At 69.5% G+C, this 20,517-nt stretch carries 17 protein-coding genes, 1 tRNA gene and 1 pseudogene; 8 read left to right on the forward strand and 11 right to left on the reverse strand.

Annotation, left to right across the window (positions count from 1 at the left end):
- Nucleotides 1–38 precede the first annotated feature (38 nt).
- On the reverse strand, nt 39–704 hold the full coding sequence (locus C468_RS13830; RefSeq protein WP_008849521.1) for a thioredoxin domain-containing protein: 666 nt from the start codon (nt 702–704) through the stop codon (nt 39–41).
- Nucleotides 705–800: 96 nt separating this feature from the next.
- On the opposite strand from C468_RS13830, the pseudogene C468_RS13835 reads away from it, so the two are divergent.
- Both C468_RS13835 and C468_RS13840 read left to right on the forward strand, forming a co-directional pair.
- Nucleotides 801–1,094 (forward strand): annotated as a pseudogene (locus C468_RS13835) (DUF5779 family protein); the annotation flags it as partial.
- 119 nt (nt 1,095–1,213) lie between these two features.
- Nucleotides 1,214–2,188: a sugar phosphate nucleotidyltransferase gene (locus tag C468_RS13840; protein WP_008849523.1), complete on the forward strand. Its 975-nt coding sequence runs from the start codon at nt 1,214–1,216 to the stop codon at nt 2,186–2,188.
- A gap of 45 nt (nt 2,189–2,233) precedes the next feature.
- On the opposite strand, the gene C468_RS13845 is transcribed toward C468_RS13840, so the two are convergent.
- From C468_RS13845 to C468_RS13865, 5 genes are all read right to left on the reverse strand, one after another.
- Complete coding sequence (locus C468_RS13845; RefSeq protein WP_008003684.1) at nt 2,234–2,452, reverse strand: hypothetical protein; 219 nt, start codon at nt 2,450–2,452, stop codon at nt 2,234–2,236.
- 59 nt (nt 2,453–2,511) lie between these two features.
- Complete coding sequence (locus C468_RS13850) at nt 2,512–3,975, reverse strand: DHH family phosphoesterase (protein ID WP_008849524.1); 1,464 nt, start codon at nt 3,973–3,975, stop codon at nt 2,512–2,514.
- 57 nt (nt 3,976–4,032) lie between these two features.
- Nucleotides 4,033–6,741 (reverse strand): TRAP transporter permease, encoded by a 2,709-nt coding sequence (locus tag C468_RS13855; protein WP_008849525.1) that lies wholly within the window; start codon nt 6,739–6,741, stop codon nt 4,033–4,035.
- A gap of 65 nt (nt 6,742–6,806) precedes the next feature.
- Nucleotides 6,807–7,301: a DUF1850 domain-containing protein gene (locus C468_RS13860; protein WP_394295476.1), complete on the reverse strand. Its 495-nt coding sequence runs from the start codon at nt 7,299–7,301 to the stop codon at nt 6,807–6,809.
- 25 nt (nt 7,302–7,326) lie between these two features.
- Nucleotides 7,327–8,334: a TAXI family TRAP transporter solute-binding subunit gene (locus C468_RS13865; protein WP_008849527.1), complete on the reverse strand. Its 1,008-nt coding sequence runs from the start codon at nt 8,332–8,334 to the stop codon at nt 7,327–7,329.
- Between the two features lie 163 nt (nt 8,335–8,497).
- On the opposite strand from C468_RS13865, the gene C468_RS13870 reads away from it, so the two are divergent.
- A tRNA-Lys gene (locus C468_RS13870) sits at nt 8,498–8,571 on the forward strand.
- 213 nt (nt 8,572–8,784) lie between these two features.
- Here the strand turns inward: C468_RS13870 and C468_RS13875 are convergent.
- Nucleotides 8,785–9,201, reverse strand: a complete 417-nt coding sequence (locus tag C468_RS13875) for a thiol-disulfide oxidoreductase DCC family protein (RefSeq protein WP_008849528.1) — start codon at nt 9,199–9,201, stop codon at nt 8,785–8,787.
- A 106-nt stretch (nt 9,202–9,307) separates the two neighbouring features.
- Here C468_RS13875 and C468_RS13880 point away from each other — a divergent pair, with 106 nt between their 5' ends.
- From C468_RS13880 to C468_RS13900, 5 genes are all read left to right on the forward strand, one after another.
- Nucleotides 9,308–10,957 (forward strand): HTTM domain-containing protein, encoded by a 1,650-nt coding sequence (locus tag C468_RS13880; RefSeq protein WP_008849529.1) that lies wholly within the window; start codon nt 9,308–9,310, stop codon nt 10,955–10,957.
- Between the two features lie 177 nt (nt 10,958–11,134).
- A complete protein-coding gene (locus C468_RS13885) occupies nt 11,135–13,246 on the forward strand; it encodes a PAS domain-containing protein (protein ID WP_008849530.1) in 2,112 nt (703 codons plus the stop codon).
- 57 nt (nt 13,247–13,303) lie between these two features.
- Nucleotides 13,304–14,071 carry a response regulator receiver protein gene (locus C468_RS13890; protein WP_152422931.1) on the forward strand — a complete coding sequence of 256 codons (768 nt, stop codon included), beginning with the start codon at nt 13,304–13,306 and terminating at the stop codon, nt 14,069–14,071.
- 102 nt (nt 14,072–14,173) lie between these two features.
- Nucleotides 14,174–14,914, forward strand: coding sequence for an SDR family oxidoreductase (locus C468_RS13895; RefSeq protein WP_008849532.1), 741 nt, complete (start codon nt 14,174–14,176; stop codon nt 14,912–14,914).
- 250 nt (nt 14,915–15,164) lie between these two features.
- Nucleotides 15,165–16,463, forward strand: coding sequence for an MFS transporter (locus C468_RS13900; protein WP_008849534.1), 1,299 nt, complete (start codon nt 15,165–15,167; stop codon nt 16,461–16,463).
- Nucleotides 16,464–16,497: 34 nt separating this feature from the next.
- On the opposite strand, the gene C468_RS13905 is transcribed toward C468_RS13900, so the two are convergent.
- From C468_RS13905 to C468_RS13920, 4 genes are all read right to left on the reverse strand, one after another.
- Nucleotides 16,498–17,217: a class I SAM-dependent methyltransferase gene (locus tag C468_RS13905; RefSeq protein ID WP_008849535.1), complete on the reverse strand. Its 720-nt coding sequence runs from the start codon at nt 17,215–17,217 to the stop codon at nt 16,498–16,500.
- A 108-nt stretch (nt 17,218–17,325) separates the two neighbouring features.
- Nucleotides 17,326–18,435, reverse strand: a complete 1,110-nt coding sequence (locus C468_RS13910; protein WP_008849536.1) for a guanosine monophosphate reductase — start codon at nt 18,433–18,435, stop codon at nt 17,326–17,328.
- Nucleotides 18,436–18,520: 85 nt separating this feature from the next.
- On the reverse strand, nt 18,521–19,687 hold the full coding sequence (locus C468_RS13915; RefSeq protein WP_049912240.1) for a pyridoxal-phosphate-dependent aminotransferase family protein: 1,167 nt from the start codon (nt 19,685–19,687) through the stop codon (nt 18,521–18,523).
- Nucleotides 19,688–19,773: 86 nt separating this feature from the next.
- A partial coding sequence (locus C468_RS13920; RefSeq protein WP_008849538.1) for a threonine--tRNA ligase occupies nt 19,774–20,517 on the reverse strand: 744 nt, incomplete at its 5' end.

Below are 20,517 nucleotides of genomic sequence, written 5' to 3' on the forward strand. Positions count from 1 at the left end.
GCTCGGGAGTGTGAGGCGTCGGACGCCCCGGGATCGCCCTACAGCGCCTCGTCGATCGCCGCCGCGACCGTCTCTGCCTCGTAGGTGTCGACCGCCTCGCCGTTCACGAAAATCGTCGGCGTCCCGCTGACGCCCATCGACTCGCCCTCGGACTTGTCGCTCGCCGACGCCTCCTCGTAGGCCGTGAACTCCGCGTCGGCGAGGACCGCGCAGGGGTCGGCGCCGCCCGGCATGGTGTCTACGCTGCTGCCATCACCGTATGCCCCCTGCGACTCGTAGGCCGCCTTGGCGAACTCGAAGAACGCCTCGTCGCCGTGACGGTCCCCCACGCCGCGAGCCGCGCTGGCGATCGGGACCGCCCACTGCTCGTCAACGGGGAGCGGGAAGTCCCAGTGCTCGTAGTGGATGTCGCCGGGCTCGATGTAGTCTTCGCGGATCGTCGGGAAGTGATCGAGGCTGTACGTCGCGCAGTGGCCACAGGTGAAGTCCTCGAACGCCTGAACAGTCACGTCGGCGTCGGGGTTCCCGAGGGTCGGTCGGTAGTCGAGGTCCGGGTCGCTCGGCTCCGTCAGGTCACAGTCGTATGCGCCGGCGTCGAAGCTCAGTCCGCCGCCGCCACCACCACCACCGCCGAGACACCCCGCCGCGCCGACGACGCCGACCGACGCCGCGCCCGCGAGCAGGGACCGCCGCGTGCGTTCCATACGCTCGCTGCGGTCGGCGCGTACTTAACGACTCCGCGCCGGGGCGGCGACGTTCCGCGTCCGAACGTTTTTGCCGCCGCCTCGCAACCCTGAGGTATGAGCGACTGGGACCTCGACCTGCGCGACGCCGAAGAGCAGATGGACGAGGCGTTCGCGGCCGCCGGCGACGTCGTCCTCGGCGTCCTCGACGGGACCACCGACTCCGACGAGTGGGTCCGCAGCGTCGACTACGGCAACACCCTCGTGTTGTCCGTTGACGGCGACCTCAACGAGCTCGCCGCGGGGTTCGCGCGCGAGGTCAAGGACATGGGCGGCGAGCTGATGCACTTCCGCGGGTTCCTCGTGGTCACGCCGCCCGGCGTCACCATCGACACCGACCGGCTGAGCGAGTAGTCGGCGTCCGGTCGCCGGTCGGGATCGGGCTCGTCCTCGCGTGGAGAACTCTGATCCCGTTTCTCGCCGTTGACACGAGCGCAAAAGGTATGACGCCGGGGTGAGACGAAGGTGACATGAAAGCCGTTGTACTTGCAGGGGGGTATGCGACCAGGCTCTGGCCGATCACCGAGACCCGACCGAAGATGTTCCTGCCGGTCGGCGAAAACACCGTTATCGACGAGATCTTCGAGGACTTCGAGGCCGACGACCGCGTCGACGAGGTGTTCGTCTCGACGAACGAGCGCTTCGCCGACACGTTCGCCGACTACCTCGCCGACAGCCCGTTCGAGAAGCCCACCCTCTCGGTCGAGGAGACCGTCGAGGAGGACGAGAAGTTCGGCGTGGTCGGAGCGCTGGCCCAGCTGGTCGAGCGCGAGAACGTCGACGACGACCTCGTCGTCGTCGCCGGCGACAACATGATCAGCTTCGATCTGGCCGAGTTCGCCGACTTCTTCGAGTCGAAGGGGACGCCGACGCTGGCCGCCTACGACGTGGGCGACCGCGAGCGCGCCAAGTCGTACGGGCTCGTCGAGCTCGACGGCGACGAGGTCGTGAACTTCCAGGAGAAGCCCGACGACCCCAAGTCGACGCTCGTCTCGATCGCGTGTTACGCGTTCCCCGCCGAGACGCTCCCCGACCTCGAGACGTACCTCGAAGAGGGGAAGAACCCCGACGAGCCGGGATGGTTCCTCCAGTGGCTCCAGAACCGCGGCGCGGTCCACGCGTACACCTTCGACGGCGCGTGGTTCGACATCGGCACCGCCGAGAGCTACCTCGACGCGGTCGAGTACGCCTTAGAGGGCGGGACGCTCGTCGCCGACGACGCCACGGTCGAGAACTCCGACCTCGGCGACGTGGTCCACGTCATGTCGGGCGCGACCGTCACCGACTCGACGATCGAGCGCTCGGTCGTCTTCCCGGACGCCACGATCACGGACTCGAAGATCCGCAACTCCGTGCTCGACGAGGGCGTCACGCTGGAGAACGTCGACCTCACCGGCGCGCTGATCGGCTCGTACACCTCGATAACCGAGGGCGACGGCTTCTAGCGCTCGATCGCCGGTCGCGGGAACCGACGCCAATCTTTCGACGCGCTACTCCACCGCGGAGCTCCCGGTCTGTCGGTGCGTGTGGTGGAAGCAGTCGAACGCGGCGTCGGCGTCGACCGCCGGATCGACCGGGTGGAAACACACCCGACGGTAGCGCTCGTTGTCGAGGAGGTTGACGACGAACCCGTCGTCGTGTCGCGACACCGAGGCGTACGGGTCGCCGCAGGCGGGACAGGTCTCGGGCGGGTCTTCGGGGACGTACATCGTGAGCGTCGTCGCTGGCTCCCGTTACGCACCGGCGGGGCAAAACCGCTCCGGCGGTCTCACGACCCGTTCCCGCTCTCGCCGCCGCCCTCCACGCCGAACGCGTCGAACAGCTTCCGGCGGACGGCCTCTTCGGTGAGGTTGAGCAGCGTCTCCCGGTTGTCGCCGCTCGACTCGATCCCGGTGAAGATGCCGAGCGGGATCTCGAGCGAGCCCTGCGTCGAGTGACCGGCGGCGTCGCCCATCTCGGAGAACGCCTCGTCGAGGACGTTGCCGATGTTCAGCCGAATGTCCTTCGAGCGCGCGGCGAGATAGATCGTGTCGTCGGCGATCCCCAACACGGCCGTCGTCGTGATCCCCTCCAGGTTGAGCAGGTGTTGGGCCGCCTGCGCGAGCGCCTCGCGGTCGCGGATGAACCCGGCCGTCGAGAAGAGGTGACTCCCCTGCACCTCGCGGTTCTGGATCGCCTCGGCGAGCACGTCCAGCGTCTCGGGGCTCATCGACGGCGACTCTACCTGCTCGAGCGTGTCGTGGTTCGCGAACGGATGGAGGTAGGCGGCCGCCGTCAGGTCGGCCGGCGTCGTGTCCCGCTTGAAGTCGAGCGTCTCGGCGCGGATCCCGTAGAGGAGCGCGGTCGCGACCGCCTCGGTCGGCGACTGGTCGAACTCCTGGAGGTACTTCGTGAGGATCGTCGACGTCGAGGAGACGTTGGTCCGCACGTCGACGAAGCGGGCGTCGAAGGGGACCTCCGCCTCCAGGTGGTCGAGGTAGATGTCGATGTCGACGTCGAAGTCGAAGCCGTCCTCGGCCGACTTCGCGAGGTCGACCGCGGCGACCGTCCCGTACTCCGCGAGGTCGGGCGCGTCCGAGCGCGCCACGAGGTCGATCCCGAGGAGGTTGACGAACGCGCGGTTCTCCTGGTGGCCGACGTCCCCGGAGTAGAGAATGTCTGCCTCGACGCCGAACGCGTCCGCGATCGCCTGCAGTGCGGTCGCCGACGCGATGGAGTCCGGCTCCGGGTTGTCGTGGGTCAGGATCGCCATCCGGCCGTCTCCGCCCTCGATGATCTCCGCGAGCTGGCGCGCCATGTACTCCAGCTCGCCGGTCTCCAACGACTGGAGCGCGCTGTCCGCGATCACCGTCGAGGGGTTGATCACCACGTCGGCGCCGCGCTCGCGCAGCTCGTCCTCGCTAACGGGGTCCGAGGCCCGGACGACGACGTAGTGGTCGCCGCCGGTGTCGCGCACCGCCGAGACGGCCGCCTTGTTGGCCTCGACGTCGCTCGCTAGGATCAGCACGATGTCCCGGTCGTCGAGCGCCTCGACCACGTCCGGGTCGGCGATGTCCTGCACGCGGGCGTTGAGGTCCTGGTCGCGGAGCGCTTCGACCCGACTCTCGTCGCGGTCGAGGATCAGCACGTCCTTGCCGCGACCGGTCAGGTCCTCCGCGACGGCGTGCCCGACGCTCCCACAGCCGAGGATCGCGTATCGCGTTCGCGCCGATCCGGATGCCCCACTACTCATTGCCCGTGATTTCCGCGGGACGACACTTAACGAGTGCGCTCTCGGCGCGAGGGGGACCTACCGCGTGGTCGCCGTCGAGGAGTCCCGCTGCCCGCGCCTGTTCGACGCTTCTTCCTCGTAGTCGTCGCCGCCCGCGCGCCGCCGGTTCCGGACGAGGCCGACGACGAGGATCGCCGCGCCGACGCCCCGAGCGACGAGCTCGTTCGTGACCGAGTACAGGGCGACGTCGACGCCGACGATCCCGAACGCAGCGCTGGCGGGGAGCAACACCATCCCGGGGACCGACAGCAGCACCGCGGCGGCGATGAGCGAGACGCGCGACCCGGACCGCACGTCGGTGTGGTAGTAGCCGATGATCGCGACGCCGAGCGCGTACACGCCGGCGAACACCGCGACGATCGGCGCCACGACCTCCGGGAGGAAGAAGCCGAGGTCGGCGAAGTCGGCGCCGGTCAAGACCGACCCCTGTCCGTCCGTCGTGCGGATCAGCAGGATCCCGGGCGAGAACACGAACGCGAACGGAACGAGGATCTTGTTCAGCGAGAGCAGGAACGCCTGCTTGCCGGTGTCGAAGGGGTCGGACTTCGCGATCCCGGCCGCGGCGTAGGCGGCGACCATCACCGGCGGCGTCACGTCGGCCATCAGCCCGAGGTAGAGCACGAACAGGTGGACCGCGAGGATCGCGATCCCGAACTCGGGGAGGACGGGACCGAGGAGCACGACGATGATGATGTACATCACCGTCGTCGGCATGCCCATCCCGACGATCACGGCCGCCAGACCGGCGAGGATCAACAGGAGGACGAGCGATCCGCCGCTCACGCTGATGATGAGCGCGCGGAGGCTGCCGCCGAGCCCGGTGATGCCGATGACGCCGGGGATGATCCCAGCGGCGGCGACCGCGACCACGACGATGGTCGCGGTCTTCGCGCCGGACTCCATCGCCTTCAGCACGAACGAGCCGAACTGACCGGCCCGCGACGACGCGATGTCGAAGTCGGTCCGCTCGTCGAACCACGCCGCCGCGTCGACCACGCCGTCGTCGAGGTCGAGCAGCGGCGCGTCTCCGCGCGGGTCCGCGAGGAGGAAGACGACGCTGATCGCCGCGATGATCGTCGGTAGCGAGGTGGCGGCCTCGCTGAGCGCGCCCACCGCGCCGTACTCCGCGGCCTCGGCGCCGTACGCGAGTCCGATCGGTGTCACGCCGAGCGAGACCAAGGAGACGACGAACAGCGCGTAACCGGCCAAGATGCTTCCGACAAGGTACGGACCCGTCCGCTCGTTGTAGGCGGCGACCATCGCGATGAGCGCCACCGTCGCGATGATCGTGAGCCACCCGGCACGCCCCACCGAAAGGCGGGCGATCACGAGGTAGTACAGGAGGAGTCCCAGCGGGACGAGGTAGAACCAGCCGCGGCGCATGTGGGGCCCGATATCGAGGAGCTGGTCGCGGTCGAGCCCGCCGATGCCGTACTTCGCGGCCTCGAAGTGAACCATCACCCACATTCCGAAGAAGAAGGCGATAGCCGGCAGCGTCGCGGCGATGACCACGTCGCGGAACGGCGTTCCGGTGTACTCCACGATGAGGAACGCGGCCGCGCCCATCACGGGCGGGAGGATCTGCCCGCCGGAAGAGACCGACGACTCGACCGCGCCGGAGAACTCGGGCGAGTACCCGGAGCGTTTCATCAGCGGGATCGTCAGCGCCCCGGTCGTCACCGTGTTCGCGACCGAGGAGCCGGAGAGCATTCCCATGAACCCGGACGCGACGACGCTCGCCTTCGCGGGGCCACCTTTCCGCGTGCCCGTGATCGAGTACGCGAGATCGATGAACCACTTGCCGGCGCCGGACATCTCCAGGAACGCGCCGAACAGGATGAAGATGTAGATGAACCGCACCGAGACGCCAACCGGCACGCCCAGGATCCCCTCGACCGTGTACCAGAGGTTCTGAACGATCTGGTTCCACCGCAGTTGGGAGGTGGCGAACGTCCGGGCCACCGGCAGGTCCCGCGGCAGCAGGTAGCCGTACTTGGCGTATAGCAGAAAGAGACTCACGAGCAGCGTCAGGAGGAGCCCGAGCGCCCGGCGCGTCGCCTCCAACACGAGGAGGATCGCGAGGACGCCCATCAGGTACGCGAAACTGTACTCGGTGAGGAAGCCGACCTCCGCGAACGAGAGCCACGGGACGATCTCTCCGAGCGTTCCGGCGCCGTTGAGGCCCCGCACGCGGATGATGTCCGTAATCTCGTCGTACTGGGTGACGTAGTAGGCGGTGGGGAACGTCGAGAGCAGGATCAACGCGAGATCGGACGGCGTGATCCGCGTGGACTCCTCGTCGACGAAGCCCCACCAGACCGCCCCCCGGACCGCCTCCGCGACTCGTGTCGCCGCCGAGTCACCGGCGCGCTCTCGGACGAGTGCTGGGAGCGCCCCGATCCGGCGCGTGATCGCTCCGGACCCGGTCGAGCCGGGGAACAGGAGGAACGCCATCACGAGCGCGAAGTTCACGTGGATCGCCCGGATCTGGAGCGACGCGAGCGACGCGAGCCGCACCGTGCCGAAGCCGGGGATGGTGAACTCGAAGACGAACCCGCGCGCGCCCAGCCACAGCTGGAACGCCGAAAAGAGGATACCGACGGCCGCCACGGCGACCAGCGGGACCCCCGTTAGCGATCGCCGGTTGTCGATCTCCTCGAATACTTGGTCTGCCGCCTCGGTCCCCTCTGCGTCAGGTTCGATGCCGTCTGATGTGTTCGTCGTCACAGTTGTGTCACCTTCAGGTGCTCAGTCACGCGTCCGCAGCTCCGCGTTCGGCGCGGCGACGGCGGCTACAGTCCCGGGAACAGCCGCCGTTCGACCGTCAGCTCGACCGCGCCGCCGTCGCTCATCCCCGCGATGTCGTACCGCTCGTCACCGACGATCAGGTCGTGGTCGGCGACGGCACCCGTCTTCAGGTGCAGTGTCGGGTACGATTCGGCCGGTGGGGCATAGACGTACCGACCGTCCCGGACCGTCACGTCCGCCCGCGAAGGGAGCCCGGCCCCGAAGGAGCTGAACTCCATCCGGGTCATGACTAGCTCGCCGTCTCTCGGGACGTACACGTCGCGAACGGTCGTCTTCTCGACGCTGTGCGTGTACTCGATGACGACCTCCGTCTCGTCTGAGACCGGGACAGTCATCAGTTCGGTGCCGTTCTCGGCAGTCACGACCAGCGTCGGTTCGCCGCCGACGGTGTCGACGGCGCCGACGCCGAACGCCACTCCCGTCGCGATCGTCAGGACCGCCACGAGGGCGACGATGAGGGCGGGTCCGCGCCCACCCAACGGAAGTCGTGACCGGAGGGGCACGTTACTCGAAGTAGCGGGCCGCGCCCTCGTGCAGTTCGATCGACATGCCGTCCTGCGCCGAGTCGACCGTGATGAAGTCCGTCTTGATCGACAGCTGGCCGAGGTTCTCGAAGATGGCCTCGGTGACCGCTTCGACCGTGTCGGCGGAGAACTCCGACCGCGTCGCGATCATCGCCTGCACGGAGACGGTGTCGACGTCTTCGTCGATGCCGTCGTAGGTGCCGGCGGGGATGGTGTCGTCAGCGAACCACGAGGCGTCGTCGCGGGCCGCCTGCCGCTCCTCGCCGGACATGTTGAGGATCTGGACGTCCGTGGTCGTCGCGAGCTCCTCGATCGCGCCGACGGGCCAACCGCCCACGACAAACGCGGCGTCCACGTCGCCGTCGCGGAGCTGGTTCGCCGCCTGCGTGAAGTCGGTGTTCTGCTCGTCGAAGTCGTCGGTGGTGAGCCCGCCCGCGGACTCGAGGATCTGGAGCGCGTTCACCTGCGTCCCGCTGCCCAGGTCGCCGGTGTTGACGCGCATCCCCTCGAGATCGGAGAGCGAACTCACGTCCGCATCGGGGTTGAGGAGAACGTGAATGGTCTCCGGGTACAGCGTCGCGACGCCGCGGAGGTTCTCCACCGCGGAGCCCTCGAACGCGTCGAGCGCTTCACCGTTACGGGCGAAGTAGGCGATGTCGTTCTGGATCATCGCGAAGTCGGCGTCGCCGTTGCCGAGGCTGCCGACGTTCTCGACGGAGGCACCGGTCGAGGAGACCTCGACGGGGAAGTCGGTGTTGTCCTCGATGACTCCCTCGAACTCGCCGGACAGCGGGAAGTAGGTCCCGCCCGTCCCGCCCGCGTGCCAGCGGATGACGTCGCCGCCGTCGCCGCCATCGCCGCCATCGTCGCCGTCACCGCCGTCGCCGCCGTTATCCGAACAGCCCGCAATGCCGACGACGCCGGCCGCGGCGGCCCCGCGGAGGAGCGTCCGACGATCTATACGTTCGCTGATTGGGTTGTCTGACATACGACACGTAGTACACAACCGTAGTTGATAACGGTTTCCCATGTCCGCGGCCGTCGCGGTTGGAGTGTCCCGGTTTCATCCGTCGGTTTCCGAACTGATCGACGCGGTCCGCCCGCCGGCGAATGAAAAGGCCTTTTACGTCGACACGGATACGACTGAGTGAGGGCCGGTAGCTCAGTTAGGGAGAGCGACGGACTCTTAATCCGTCGGTCGCGTGTTCAAATCGCGCCCGGCCCGTACCCTGAACCGCAGAGCGACGGCGATGCGGTGAGGGAACCGGACGGAAGCGATTTGAATGAGAGAAGTCGCAGCGCGAGCGAAGCGAGCGGCCGTCTTCGCGTCGTTCAAAATCGCGCCCGGCCCGCTTTCTCACCGAGCGATCCCGAGTCAGGCTGTTAGCGGCTGAGCTATTTATAAGTGACAGACCGGGAGAGTACCGAGCGACCCCGCTCACTCCAAGAACCGCGACTCGACGTCCCCGGACGGCATCATACACCGGTCCTTCTTGCCGAACCATCGGTATCGGTTGTCGGCGACGAAGTCGTAGACCCGGTCGCGGACCGATCGGGGGACGTACCGGAACGGGGAGAGGAGCCGGTAGGCACCCCCCAGTCCCGCTGCGATCTGGATGATCGCCGACGACTTCACGTAGCTCTCGCCGTCTTCGATCAGGACGACCGACTCGAGCTCGTCGCTCGGCAGGTCGTGCTCGGCGAGCAGCGCCTGCCCGGCGTCGGACTGAAGCGAGGCGAAGCGGTACTTGCCCTCCTCGTCGCGGGGGAGGACGAACTGCACGAACCCGCTACAGAGGTTACAGACGCCGTCGAAGAGGATGATCGACTCGTCGTCGGGGGGCTCCGTGGGCATCGCGTGCCCGAAGTAGGGACCCTCCGCAGTTCATGCTTCCGGTCGGTCCACAACAAGCTTATGCCGGGTCAGGCTGGAGTCCCCCTGAACGACGAGTCACGAACTCATGAATCAAAGCCCCTCCACCGGCAGTCCCCGATCGCGGGTCTCAGACGCCGTCGACCGGCTCTCCGCGGCGTTCGCCGCGCGGGTCGCGATCGATCTGCGCGCGCTCGCGGCCTTCCGGATCGGGCTCGGGGCGCTGTTGATAGCGGACCTCGCGCTGCGCTCGCGCTCGCTGACCGCCTTCTACACCGACTACGGCGTGCTTCCGCGCCGGGCGTTCGCCTCGGACTACTCGGCGAGCCACTCGCTGCACGCGCTCGTCGGCGAGCCGTGGGCCGTGGCGCTGCTGTTCGTCGGCGCGGGCGCGTTCGCGCTCGCGCTGCTCGTCGGGTACCGGACGCGACTCGTCACGGCCGTCTCGTGGGTGCTGCTGCTCTCGTTGCACGCTCGGAACCCGATGCTGTTGAACTCGGGAGACAGCCTGCTGCGCATGCTGCTCTTCTGGAGCGTCTTCCTCCCGCTCGGTGCACGGTGGTCGGTCGACGCCGTCAGGCGAGCGGACGCGCCGGAAGACGACACCGACGCCGGAATTGCGGGTTCGATCGGGCCCGCCGTGGCGACCGTCGCCGCGTTGGCGTTGCTTTTGCAGATGCTCGTGATGTACCTGACCAACGCCGTCCACAAGTACGAGGGCGACCTCTGGATGAGCGGCGAGGCGGTCGTCTACGTCATGCAGGCCGACCACTTCACCTACCTCCTCGGCAACCACATCGCCGAGTTCCCCGGCCTGCTGCGCGCGCTCACCGCCCTGTGGCTCGTGCTCCTGTTCGCGTCGCCGCTGTTGCTCCTGCTCACCGGGGTCCCGCGCGCCGCGGTCGCCTCGCTGTTCGTCGGCATGCACCTCGGAATGCTTGTCACGATGCCGATCGGTCTCTTCCCGGTCGTCGTCGTCGTCGGTTTCATTCCGTTCTTCCAGACGCCCGTCTGGGACGCCGCCGAGCGCGCCGTCGCTGGTCTCGGCCCGTCGACGCCGATCGCGCGCTGGCGTGCCGGGCTCGAATCCCGGACGAGGGCGCTCCTCTCGCTCGGCGCGTCGCTTCCCTCGCTCGGGGCGTCACTCCCCCGACCGACCGCGTCGGAGCGCCTCGCCGGCCTGCGGGACGCGGACCTCTCGGCGGGCCTCGCCCGCGGACGCGTCCTCTTCTCGACGGTGCTGCCGTACGTCTTCCTCGTTCTGGTCGTCCTCTCGAGCGCGCAGGCGGTCGACTACACCGAGGTTCCCGAGCCCGGCGAGGACGTCTTAGGCGCCGTCGAGATGGACCAGTCTTGGCGGATGTTCGCGCCCGATCCCACCCACACGACGCGGTGGTTCGTCGTCTCCGGAACCCTCGAAAACGGGACCGAACGGGACGTGTTCCGAGACGGGGCGGTGGATTTCGACCGCCCCGATCGCGCGGAGACCACCTATCCGAGCGCGCGCTGGCGGAAGTACCTCACCAACGTCTACTCGACCGACAACGAGAACCACCGCTCGTACCTCGCGAACTACATCTGTGCGGAGTGGAACCGCACCCACGAGACGGGCGTCGAGAACGTGACCGTCTCCCAGCTGTACGAGCGAACCGACCCCTACAACGGGACGGTCGAGGCCGAGGGGACCGTCGAGCTGATCGAGTACGACTGCTCGGGCGAGTTCGTCCAGAACGAGTGAGCTCGGCCCGTCTCGACGGGTACTGAGGCGATCGCTCTCGTCGTCCGCCATCGCCGACCGCACGCGTCACCGTGACGCGCGACCTGAGCGGGTGCCGCGCGACCCGAGAGAGCGCTGCGATGCTCGTCCTGATAATTTGAGTTATAGACTTTTATCCCTCACCGCAGTCGGCCGCGTATGGAGCCTCGAACTGAATCGGTTCGGACGGTCGTTCACGTCGGCCACGCCGGGGACCGGGTCCGGGAAGCGGCCGCGAAGTCGACGGTCGTGGACGGACCGGACCGCGTCGTCACCGTCGATCCCGCGGCCATCGAAGACGCCTCGCCGGAGCCGACCGACGTGGGGCTGATCGTCTGCGAGCCGACGCCGGCGTCAGGTGCCGAAACCCTCGTCGCGATCCGCGAGGCGTGTCCAGGCGTCCCGTCGCTCGCGGTCGTAGCCGACGACGCCGCGATCGACGACGCGCTCGCGGCCGGGGCGACCGACGTGCTGGTCCGCCGGGAGGGCGTCGACGAGCCGACGCTGCTCGCTCGCCGGATGGACACGGTCGCGACCACGCCGCCGCGGCCGCCGCTGGCCGCCGACGCGAACGGACGCCTGCTCGACGCGATCGACGACGCGTTCTACACCCTCGACACGGACGGCGCGCTCATGCGGTGGAACGACCGCTTCCGCGAGATCGCGGGGTACGACGACGACGAGTTGGAGGGGAAGCACGCGCTGGAGCTGTTCGCCGGCGCCGACCGAGATCGGGTCGGTGACGCCATCGAGACCGTGTTGGAGACCGGGACGGCCACCGTCGAGGTGGAGCTGATCTCGAAGGGGGGCGCGGCGACGCCGATCGAGTTCACGGGGGCCCTCGTGACCGACGCCGAGGGGACGCCGCGGGGCATCGTCGGCATCGGTCGAGACGTGACGGACCGCCGGGAACGCGAGGGCCAGCTGTTGCGGCTCCGACAGGCGGTCGAGACCGTCGTCGACAGCGCGCCCCTGACGCTGTTCGAGGTCGAGCCCGACGGGACGGTGTCGACGGTCCGCGGCGAGACCCTGTCGCGGCGGCTCCGCGGTCGGGTCGCCCCCGGAGACGACGTCGCGGAGGTCTTCGGCGACCGACCGCGGGTTCGCCGCGCCGTCGACGCCGCGTTCGCCGGCGAGTCCAGCCACGACCTCGTCGACCTGGGCGACGCGACGCTCGAGGCGTGGCTCCAGCCGCTGCTGGACGAGACCGGCGCCGTCAGTCGCGTGATCGGCCTGACCCTCGACGTGACGGAGCGGGAGGAGCGAGCCGGCATGCTCGATCAGATCCAGGCGAACGCCGGCGAGGTCATCTGGATGACCGCCCCGAACAAGGGGGCGATGGACTTCGTCACCGATTCGTACGAGACCGTCTGGGGGCGCTCACCCGGGACGCTCGACGAGGACGCCACCTCGTTCGTCGAGGCGGTCCATCCCGACGACCGCGAGCGGGTCGAGGCGGCGCTGGCCGAGCAGTGCGAGGACCCGGACGCGTACGAGGAGACGTATCGGGTGGTCCGGCCGGACGGCGAGGTCCGATGGGTCCACGACCGGGCGTCCGGCGTCTACGAGGACGGCGAGCTGACGCGTATCGTCGGCATCGCGACGGACGTCACGGTCAGGAAGCGCCGCGAGCGGGAGCTCCGGCTGAAGAACCGCGCCGTCGAGGCGGCGCCGGTCGGGATCGCGATCCACGAGGCGACCGGGGCCGAGAGACCGGTGACGTACGCGAACGAGGCGTTCGAGGCGATCACGGGGTACGGTCCCGACTCGATCGCCGGCGAGAGCCTCTCGGTGCTCGTCGGCGACGCCACGGACGGCGATCGCGTGCGAGCGCTCGAGCGGGCGCTCGAGGCGGGGGACCACCGTTCGCGGACCGCCGTGCTCCACCGCGCGGACGGGACGCCCTTCTGGGGGCGGATCGACGTCGCCCCCGTCGTCGGGGCGAGCGGCGACGTGACGCACGCGGTCGCGTTCGTCCAGGACGTGACCGAGTCGAAGGAGCACGAGCAGTCGATCGAACGACACCTGTCGGAGTTCGGCGAGGTGCTCGCGGAGGACCTCGGGGTCCCGCTGCGGGAGGCGAAGGAGCACCTGGACGCGGCGGTCGACGACGGACCGGGCGAGGAGCTCCGCCGGGCGACTCGGTCGATCGAGACCGCGATCTCGCTCGTGGACGACCTCGCCACCGTCCACTCGTTCTCGGTCGAACCACGACACCTCTCGGAGTCGATGCGGGAGTCGGCGCCGGGGGCCGCCGCGGGGAACGAGTGAGATGACCGACCGCCGAGCCCGGTCGGCCGGTCGATCGCCGGTCCGTGGGTGATCCCCGTGGAGCTCCCGGCGTCGGGGGTCGTCGTCTGCGAATCGAACAGGACGAGGGCGGACCTCTACGAACTGTGGCTCGACGACCGCGAGGTCCGGCGGGCGCTGACGCGGTCGCAGTTCGTCGAGGCGTTCGACGCCGGTATCGCGGTCGTCGTGGTGGAGCACTCGTTCGGCGACGGGGGAGCGGAGCCGGTACTCGAACGAGTCGGAGCGGAGGCGCCTCACTGCCGCGTGGCCGGGATCCGAGACCGGTCGACTGCGACGCCGGAACCGAGGTACGACCGCGAGATCGAACGGCCGGTGTTCGAGGCGGAGCTCGCCGACTCCGTCGAGTCGCTGTTCAACCGCGCGAATTATCACCTGCTGCTCGACCTCTACTACCGGACCACGGTCGTGATCTCGGCGTACGAGTGGCGAGCCGACGGCGACCCCTCGGACGACGAGCGGTACGGCCGCCTCCGCGACCGCGCCGACCGCATCCAGGACTATTTAAACGAGCTTCGGCCGCGGATGAGCGACGAGGACGTCCGCGCCGTCGCGCGGGGGATCACGATCGCCGACGTCGCCGACGCCGCCGACGGCGAGGCGTCGATCGAGAGCAAATACCGCCCCGACGCCTGCTCGCGGTGCGGACAGGACTGGAGCGAACCGATAGACGGCGGCGATTCGGCCGCGCGGCTGGCGGCGTACGTGTGGCGCTGCGTCAACTGCGGGCACGTCGACATGCGCGCGGACCCGAACCACCGGCACGTCAGCTCGTTCAGACGCTGAGTCGGGCGACGTCGCGGTTCCGCCGGTCGGCGGGGTCGACGAACGACCCCCGCGTTCACCGCGACGCGACCTTTTATCAGCGACGTCGCCGACGACGTACCCATGGCACCGCTCGACGACGCGACGGCACTGGTGACGGGCGCGAGCTCCGGGATCGGCGAGGCGACGGCGCACGCGCTGGCGTCTCGCGGCGCGAACGTCGCCCTGCTGGCCCGCCGACGCGACGCGCTGGAGTCGCTGGCGGCGGAGCTGGAGGCCGAACACGACGCGAGCGCGCTGGTCGTCGACGGCGACGTCCGCGACCGAGCGACGAGCGAGGCGGCGGTCGAGGCGGTCGTCGACCGGTTCGGCGGGCTCGACGCCGTCGTCTCCAACGCCGGGATCGGCCGGGGCAGCGACGTGGCGACGATGACGGACGAGGAGTACTTCGGGATGCAGGAGACGAACGTCGACGGGACGTTCTTCCTCACGCGGGAAGCGCTCCCGCATTTAAAAGAGAGCGAGGGGACCCTCGTCGTGGTCGGGAGCTTCGCGGGCCAGTACCCGCGCTCGTTCAACCCGGTGTACGCCGCGACGAAGTGGTGGGTGCGCGGCTTCGCGCACAGCGTCGCGGCGCAGGTCGGCGACGAGGGCGTCGCCGTCTCGGTCGTGAACCCCTCCGAGGTCCGCACGGAGTTCGGCAGCGAAGACGGCGAGCCGTTCGAGGAGCGGTTCGAGCCCGGGACGGTGACCGAGCCCGAGGAGGTCGCCGAGGCGATCGCGTTCGCGGTCACGCGCCAGGGGTCGTCCGCGCAGGAGATCGACCTCTTCCGCCGGGACAAGTTCACCGACACGCTGTCGTAGGGTCCGGACCGTCACTCGGCAGGAGTAGTGTCTCGACCGTCACTCGGCGGGAGAGTCGATCGGCGCGCCGCAGTCGGGGCAGACGTCGTCCGCCCGCGCGACCGCGAGGTCGCACTCGGGACAGAACCGACGGTCGCAGGCTGGGTCGCCCATGGCCGGGAGACGGAGCGCGCGCCGCATAACTCCGGCGGCGGTCGCGCCGCGCCTTTCGAACCGAAATTCCTTTTAAAACGCTGCGCGCCGATCCGGTGTGAGCAACGCGGACGCGGCGAACGGAGCGATCCGATCGCAGTTCTGGGCGCTCTACCTCACGCGGTTCGCCGAGGGGTTCGGCTTCATCACGCTGTTGACGCTGCTGCCGACGTACATCAACACGCTGGACCCGCAGGCGACGACGGTGCTGGGGGTCACGATCTCGGCCGGCTTCGTCATCGGGATGTACACCACCGGGTTCACCCTCGCGCAGACGGTCGCCGTGGTCCCGCTCGCGTGGGCCGGCGACCGGTTCGACAAGCGGCTCGTGCTGCTCGGCGTCCTCGGCGTCGGCGCGGTCGTCTACGCGCTCTTCCCGCTCGTCGACTCCTCGGGCACGATCATCCTCGTCCGCGCGCTGCAGGGGATCGTCGTCACCGGCGCCGGGCTGATGACGCTCTCGCTGGTCGGCCAGATCGCCGACGTCGGCACGCGGGCCGACAAGATCGGGAAGGCGAACGCCGCCTCCTTCGCGGCATCGATCCTGGGGTCGCTCGGCGCGGGCGCGGTGTACGACGCGGTCGGGTTCGGGCCGGTGTTCGCCGTCATCGCGGCGCTGATGGTGCTCGCGTGGACGGTCACGTGGGCGTTCCTCGACTCGGACCCGACCCGGGTCGAGGGGTTCCCCTTCGCCGACCTCGCCGTCAACCGCAAGATCGTCACCATCTCGACGTTCCGCGCGCAGTACGCCTTCGCCGTGACGATGGTGCGGACGTGGGTCCCGATCTACGCCGGCACGGAGCTGGCCGCGGGCGGGCTCGCGGTCGGCGCGACCGCGGTCGCGGTCACCGTCACCGCCGAGAAGGCGACGAACATGGTCGGCCAGCTGTTCACCGGCCGGCTCTCGGACGCCTACGGCCGCTCGCTGTTCGTCTTCGCCGGCGGCGGCGCCTACGGCCTCGTCGCGGTCTGTATCCCGTTCGCACCGGTCGCGGGCGCGTTCGTCGGCGCCGGCGTGACCGTCCCGCTGCTCGGCGCGCTGCCGCCCGCCTACCTGCCGCTCGTGGCGCTCTCCGGCCTGCTCGGCGTCGCCGACTCCTTCCGCGAGCCGGCGAGCATGGCGCTGTTCGCCGACGAGGGAACCGACGACGGCGGCGTCGCCTCCAGCTTCGGGATCCGCGAGCTCGTCTGGCGCCCCGGCTCGGTGGCGGGCCCGCTGATCGCCGGGTGGCTGATGGTCGAGGTGAGCATGGCGTCCGTCTTCTACGTCGGCGGCGCGTTCGCGGTCACCGGCGTGCTCGCCTTCCTCGCCGTCCTCGCCCACGACCACGGGAGGGCCGCGCTGACGGCGTGGTAGGCGGGAGAGCGCGACCGGCGGCGCCGCGGCCCGCCTACCGCTTCCGAAGCGCGGCCCGGTAGTGCGGCCCCTCTCCGGTCCCGTCGCGGTCGATCGCTTCTATCTCCCACCCGGTCCCGAGCGCCGCCTCGCGAAGTCGATCCGGCGAGAACAGCCTGAAGTGGAGCGTCGGGTCCGTCTCGCCGTCGTACGCGAACCACATGACCCGGTGCGCGAGCCCCGGCGTCGGGTCCTCGCGGTACCCGAGAAGGTCCGCGGCTCCCAGGTGGTTCGGGTCGTAACAGTCGACCACGGCGGTCGCGTCGGGCGTCGTCACGAACGCGAGGTCGCCGAGGAACGCCGAGAGCCCCCGCATCGACCCCGCCAGACCGATCTGTGTGCCGATCGCGATCGCGGACGCGAACCGGTCTCGCTCGAACGCCTCCCGGAGGGCGAACATGTCGCCCTCGCGGGCGTCCGCGACGCCGCGGGCGCGCATCGTCTCGACGAGCGCCGCGCTGGTCTCGACGGCGACCGTTTCGAACCGCTCCTGCAACCACAGCGCGTGGCGGCCCGCGCCGGCGCCGAGGTCGACGAGCGGCCCCGTCACCCGCGACGTCAGCCACGACCCCGCGTCGCTCTCGGGGTCGAACGCGTCGAAGTAGAACGCCTCGATCGGGTGGTCGCGCGTCGCCTCGCCGTCGCCCTGGCGGAGGGGAGCGGTCCGCTCGCCGCGGTGGTGATCGCGAACGGCGCGTCCGAAGGCGTCGGTCATGCCCTGGACGTGTCCTGCCGGTGTCAAAAGCGCCCCGTGAGAACGCCTCGCAGTCACACGCTCGCGGCCGCCCGCTCAGTCGTCGCTTTCAGCCGCCGTTTCGCTCGCTCAGTCGTCGCTTTCGGCCGCCGTCTCGCCGGTCGAGTCGGCGACTCGCTTCGTCTCGCTGTCCACGCTGACTCCCTCCCAGTCGTCGTCGGTGTGGAACCCCTCGCGCTCCTTCGCGCCCGGCGCGACGCGGATGAACTCCGCCCGGTCGCGGGCGCGCTCGACCGTGTGGCCGCCGCAGTACGACAGTCCCGATCGGATCCCCTGACAGAACTCCTCGGCGACCGTCGCGACCGGCCCCTTGTACGGTGTTAGCGCCTCGACGCCCTCGTCGGCGACGACGTCCGCCCCCTTGTCGTCGCGGTCCTCGGCGGCGGCGGTCGTCGCCATGCCGCGCGAGCGCTTGTACCGCGTGCCGTCGACCTCGACGACCGCGCCGGGCGCCTCTTCCGTGCCGGCGAAGAGGCTCCCGAGCATCACCGTGTCGGCCCCCGCCATCAGCGCCTTCACCGCGTCGCCGGAGGTCCGGATCCCGCCGTCGGCACAGGTCGTCACGTCCAGCTTCTCGGCCGCCGACGCGCAGTCATCGACCGCGGTCAGCTGCGGGACGCCGGCCCCGGCGACCTTTCGCGTGGTGCAGTGCGAGCCGGGGCCGATACCGACCTTCACGCAGTCGGCGCCGGCGGCCGCGAGGTCCTCGACGCCCGCGGGCGTCGCGACGTTCCCGGCGACGAGATCCGTCTCCGGGAACTCCTCGGCGATCTCCTCGACAGCCGTGATCGTCCGCTCGAGGTGTCCGTGGGCCACGTCGACGACGAGCGCGTCCACGTCGGCCGCGACCAGCGCGGCGCTCCGGGCCACGTAGTCTTCGTTGATCCCCACGGCGGCGGCGACCCGCTCGCCGGCGGCGGCCACTCGTTCGACCTGTGCGGCCTGCTCGTCGACGGTGAGGAACCGATGGAGGACGCCGAGCCCGCCCGCACGAGAGAGCTCGATCGCCAGCTCAGCTTCGGTGACCGTGTCCATCGCCGCGGATACCAGCGGCGTCTCCAGTTCGATAGTCGGCGTGAGCCGCGACGAGAGGTCCACGTCGCTCCGGCTGTCGACCGGCGACCGCTGCGGAACGAGCAGGACGTCCCCGTAGCTCAGTCCGGTTCGTAGATCGTTCATGCCCTTACCGAGTGGAGAGATACGCACTGATAAACCCCTCGCTGGTGGGCCGGACGGGGAGCGACGAGCGCCGCGGCTCGACCGCTCAGAACCCCTGCTCCGCCAGCGCGTCCTCCAGCGCCGCGAGGACGTACTCGACGTTCTTCGGGCGGGCGGAGTAACCCATACAGCCGATCCGCCAGACGTCGCCCTCCAGGTCGCCCAGGCCGGACGCGATCTCGAGGTCGTACTCCTCGAGGAGGTGATCGATGACGGCGCCGTCGTCGACGCCGTCGGGCACTCGTACCGCGTTCAGGCTCGGGAGCCAGTACTCGTCGGGGGCGTTCATCTCGAGCCCGAGCTCCTGGAGCCCGGCCTTCAGGTCGCCGGCGACGTCCCGGTGGCGCGCCCAGCGCTCCTCGATCCCCTCCTCGGCGACCAGTCGGAGCGCCTCGCGGAGCGCGTACACGTTCGTGATCGGCGCGGTGTGGTGGTACGCACGGTCCTCGCCCCAGTACCCCTCGAGCAGCGAGAGGTCGAGGTACCACGACCGCGGCTGTTCGTCCCGGTCGAGCACCTTGTCCATCGCACGGTCGTTGAGCGTCAGCGGGCTCGCGCCGGGCGGACACGAGAGGCACTTCTGCGGGCCCGAGTAGGCGGCGTCGATCCCCCACTCGTCGACGCGCATCTCGACGCCGCCGAGGGACGTGACGCAGTCGGCGATCACGAACGCGTCGTGCTCGTGGGCGATCTCTGTCAGCTCGGGGACGTTCGGCTGGAGGACCCCGGTCGAGGTCTCCGCGTGGACGAACCCGAACACGTCCGGCTGGTGCTCGTCGAACGCCCGCTCCACGTCGACCGGATCGAGGGGCTCGCCCCACGGCGCCGACACCTCGACGACCTCGCCGCCCGCGCGTTCCGCCATCGACTTCATCCGCCCGCCGAAGTAGCCGTTCGTCGGGACCAGCATCGTGTCGCCCGGTTCGACGAGGTTGCCGACGGCCGCCTCCATCGACGCCGATCCCGTCCCGGACACCGGGATCGTCCACTTGTTGTCGGTCCGGAACGTGTAGCGCAACAGCTCCTGGACCTCGTTCATGATCTCGACGAACGAGGGGTCGAGGTGGCCGACCAGCGGCGTGCTCATCGACTTGAGCACGCGCGGGTGGACGTCGCTCGGCCCCGGCCCCATCAGCGTCCGGTCCGGCGGCGTCAGCTCGCCGACGTCCGGCGTTTCGGCCTCTCGCTCGGTCAGCGCGGATGCGTCTCCCATGGAGTGCGCTTTCCGGAGCAACATGAAAAACACGACGGAACCCGAGAGCCGGGCCGGAGAACGACGCCCCCTCGCGGTCTCGCGGATTACTCGTCGTCGACGAAGTCCGGTTCCGTCCGCTTCTCGTCGCGTTCGGCGACGAGGTGGTCGACGAACGCGTCGAGGCCGACGTCGCCGCGCTGGTTCTCGAACCGGTCGCGGACCGAGACGGTGCCCGCCTCCTGCTCGTCGTCGCCGACGATGACCATGTACGGGAGCCGGTCGTCGTGGCCGGCGCGGATCTTGCGGCCGACCGTCCAGTCGCGGTCCTCGACCTCCACGCGGAAGCCGGCGTCCTCGAGCTCGTTTTTCACGCGGTGCGCGTAGCCGAGCGTCTCGTCGGAGACGGGCAGAATGCGGACCTGCTCGGGCGCGAGCCACAGCGGGAAGTCGCCGTCGAAGTGTTCGATGAGCACCATGAAGAAGCGCTCGTAGCTCCCGTACAGCGCCCGGTGGATCATCACCGGCTGGTGGTCCTCGTTGTCCTCGCCCGTGTAGGTGAGGTCGAACCGGTCGGGCATGTTGAAGTCGAGCTGGACGGTGGGGCCGTCCCAGACGCGCCCCAGCGCGTCCTCGAAGCCGAAGTCGATCTTCGGGCCGTAGAAGGCGCCGTCGCCGGGCTCGACGTCGTAGTCGTAGCCGCCGGACTCGAGCACGTCGCGGAGCTGTTCCTCCGCGGACTCCCAGATCTCGTCGCCGCCGACGGACTTGTCGGGGCGGGTCGCCAGCGCGACCTCGACCTCCAGGTCGAGCGTCTCGACGACCTCGAAGATCATCTCGATGACGGACTC

It is taken from the genome of Halorubrum kocurii JCM 14978 (genome assembly GCF_000337355.1).
Lineage (GTDB): Archaea > Halobacteriota > Halobacteria > Halobacteriales > Haloferacaceae > Halorubrum > Halorubrum kocurii.

What these genes read in the sequence shown, in the direction of transcription:
- C468_RS13840 (WP_008849523.1), top strand. Translation starts at nt 1,214, where the DNA reads ATGAAAGCCGTTGTACTTGCAGGGGGGTATGCGACCAGGCTCTGGCCG.
- C468_RS13875 (WP_008849528.1), bottom strand. Translation starts at nt 9,201, where the DNA reads ATGCCCACGGAGCCCCCCGACGACGAGTCGATCATCCTCTTCGACGGC.
- C468_RS13915 (WP_049912240.1), bottom strand. Translation starts at nt 19,687, where the DNA reads ATGGGAGACGCATCCGCGCTGACCGAGCGAGAGGCCGAAACGCCGGAC.
- C468_RS13910 (WP_008849536.1), bottom strand. Translation starts at nt 18,435, where the DNA reads ATGAACGATCTACGAACCGGACTGAGCTACGGGGACGTCCTGCTCGTT.
- C468_RS13905 (WP_008849535.1), bottom strand. Translation starts at nt 17,217, where the DNA reads ATGACCGACGCCTTCGGACGCGCCGTTCGCGATCACCACCGCGGCGAG.
- C468_RS13830 (WP_008849521.1), bottom strand. Translation starts at nt 704, where the DNA reads ATGGAACGCACGCGGCGGTCCCTGCTCGCGGGCGCGGCGTCGGTCGGC.
- C468_RS13850 (WP_008849524.1), bottom strand. Translation starts at nt 3,975, where the DNA reads ATGAGTAGTGGGGCATCCGGATCGGCGCGAACGCGATACGCGATCCTC.
- C468_RS13865 (WP_008849527.1), bottom strand. Translation starts at nt 8,334, where the DNA reads ATGTCAGACAACCCAATCAGCGAACGTATAGATCGTCGGACGCTCCTC.
- C468_RS13895 (WP_008849532.1), top strand. Translation starts at nt 14,174, where the DNA reads ATGGCACCGCTCGACGACGCGACGGCACTGGTGACGGGCGCGAGCTCC.
- C468_RS13845 (WP_008003684.1), bottom strand. Translation starts at nt 2,452, where the DNA reads ATGTACGTCCCCGAAGACCCGCCCGAGACCTGTCCCGCCTGCGGCGAC.
- C468_RS13880 (WP_008849529.1), top strand. Translation starts at nt 9,308, where the DNA reads ATGAATCAAAGCCCCTCCACCGGCAGTCCCCGATCGCGGGTCTCAGAC.
- C468_RS13885 (WP_008849530.1), top strand. Translation starts at nt 11,135, where the DNA reads ATGGAGCCTCGAACTGAATCGGTTCGGACGGTCGTTCACGTCGGCCAC.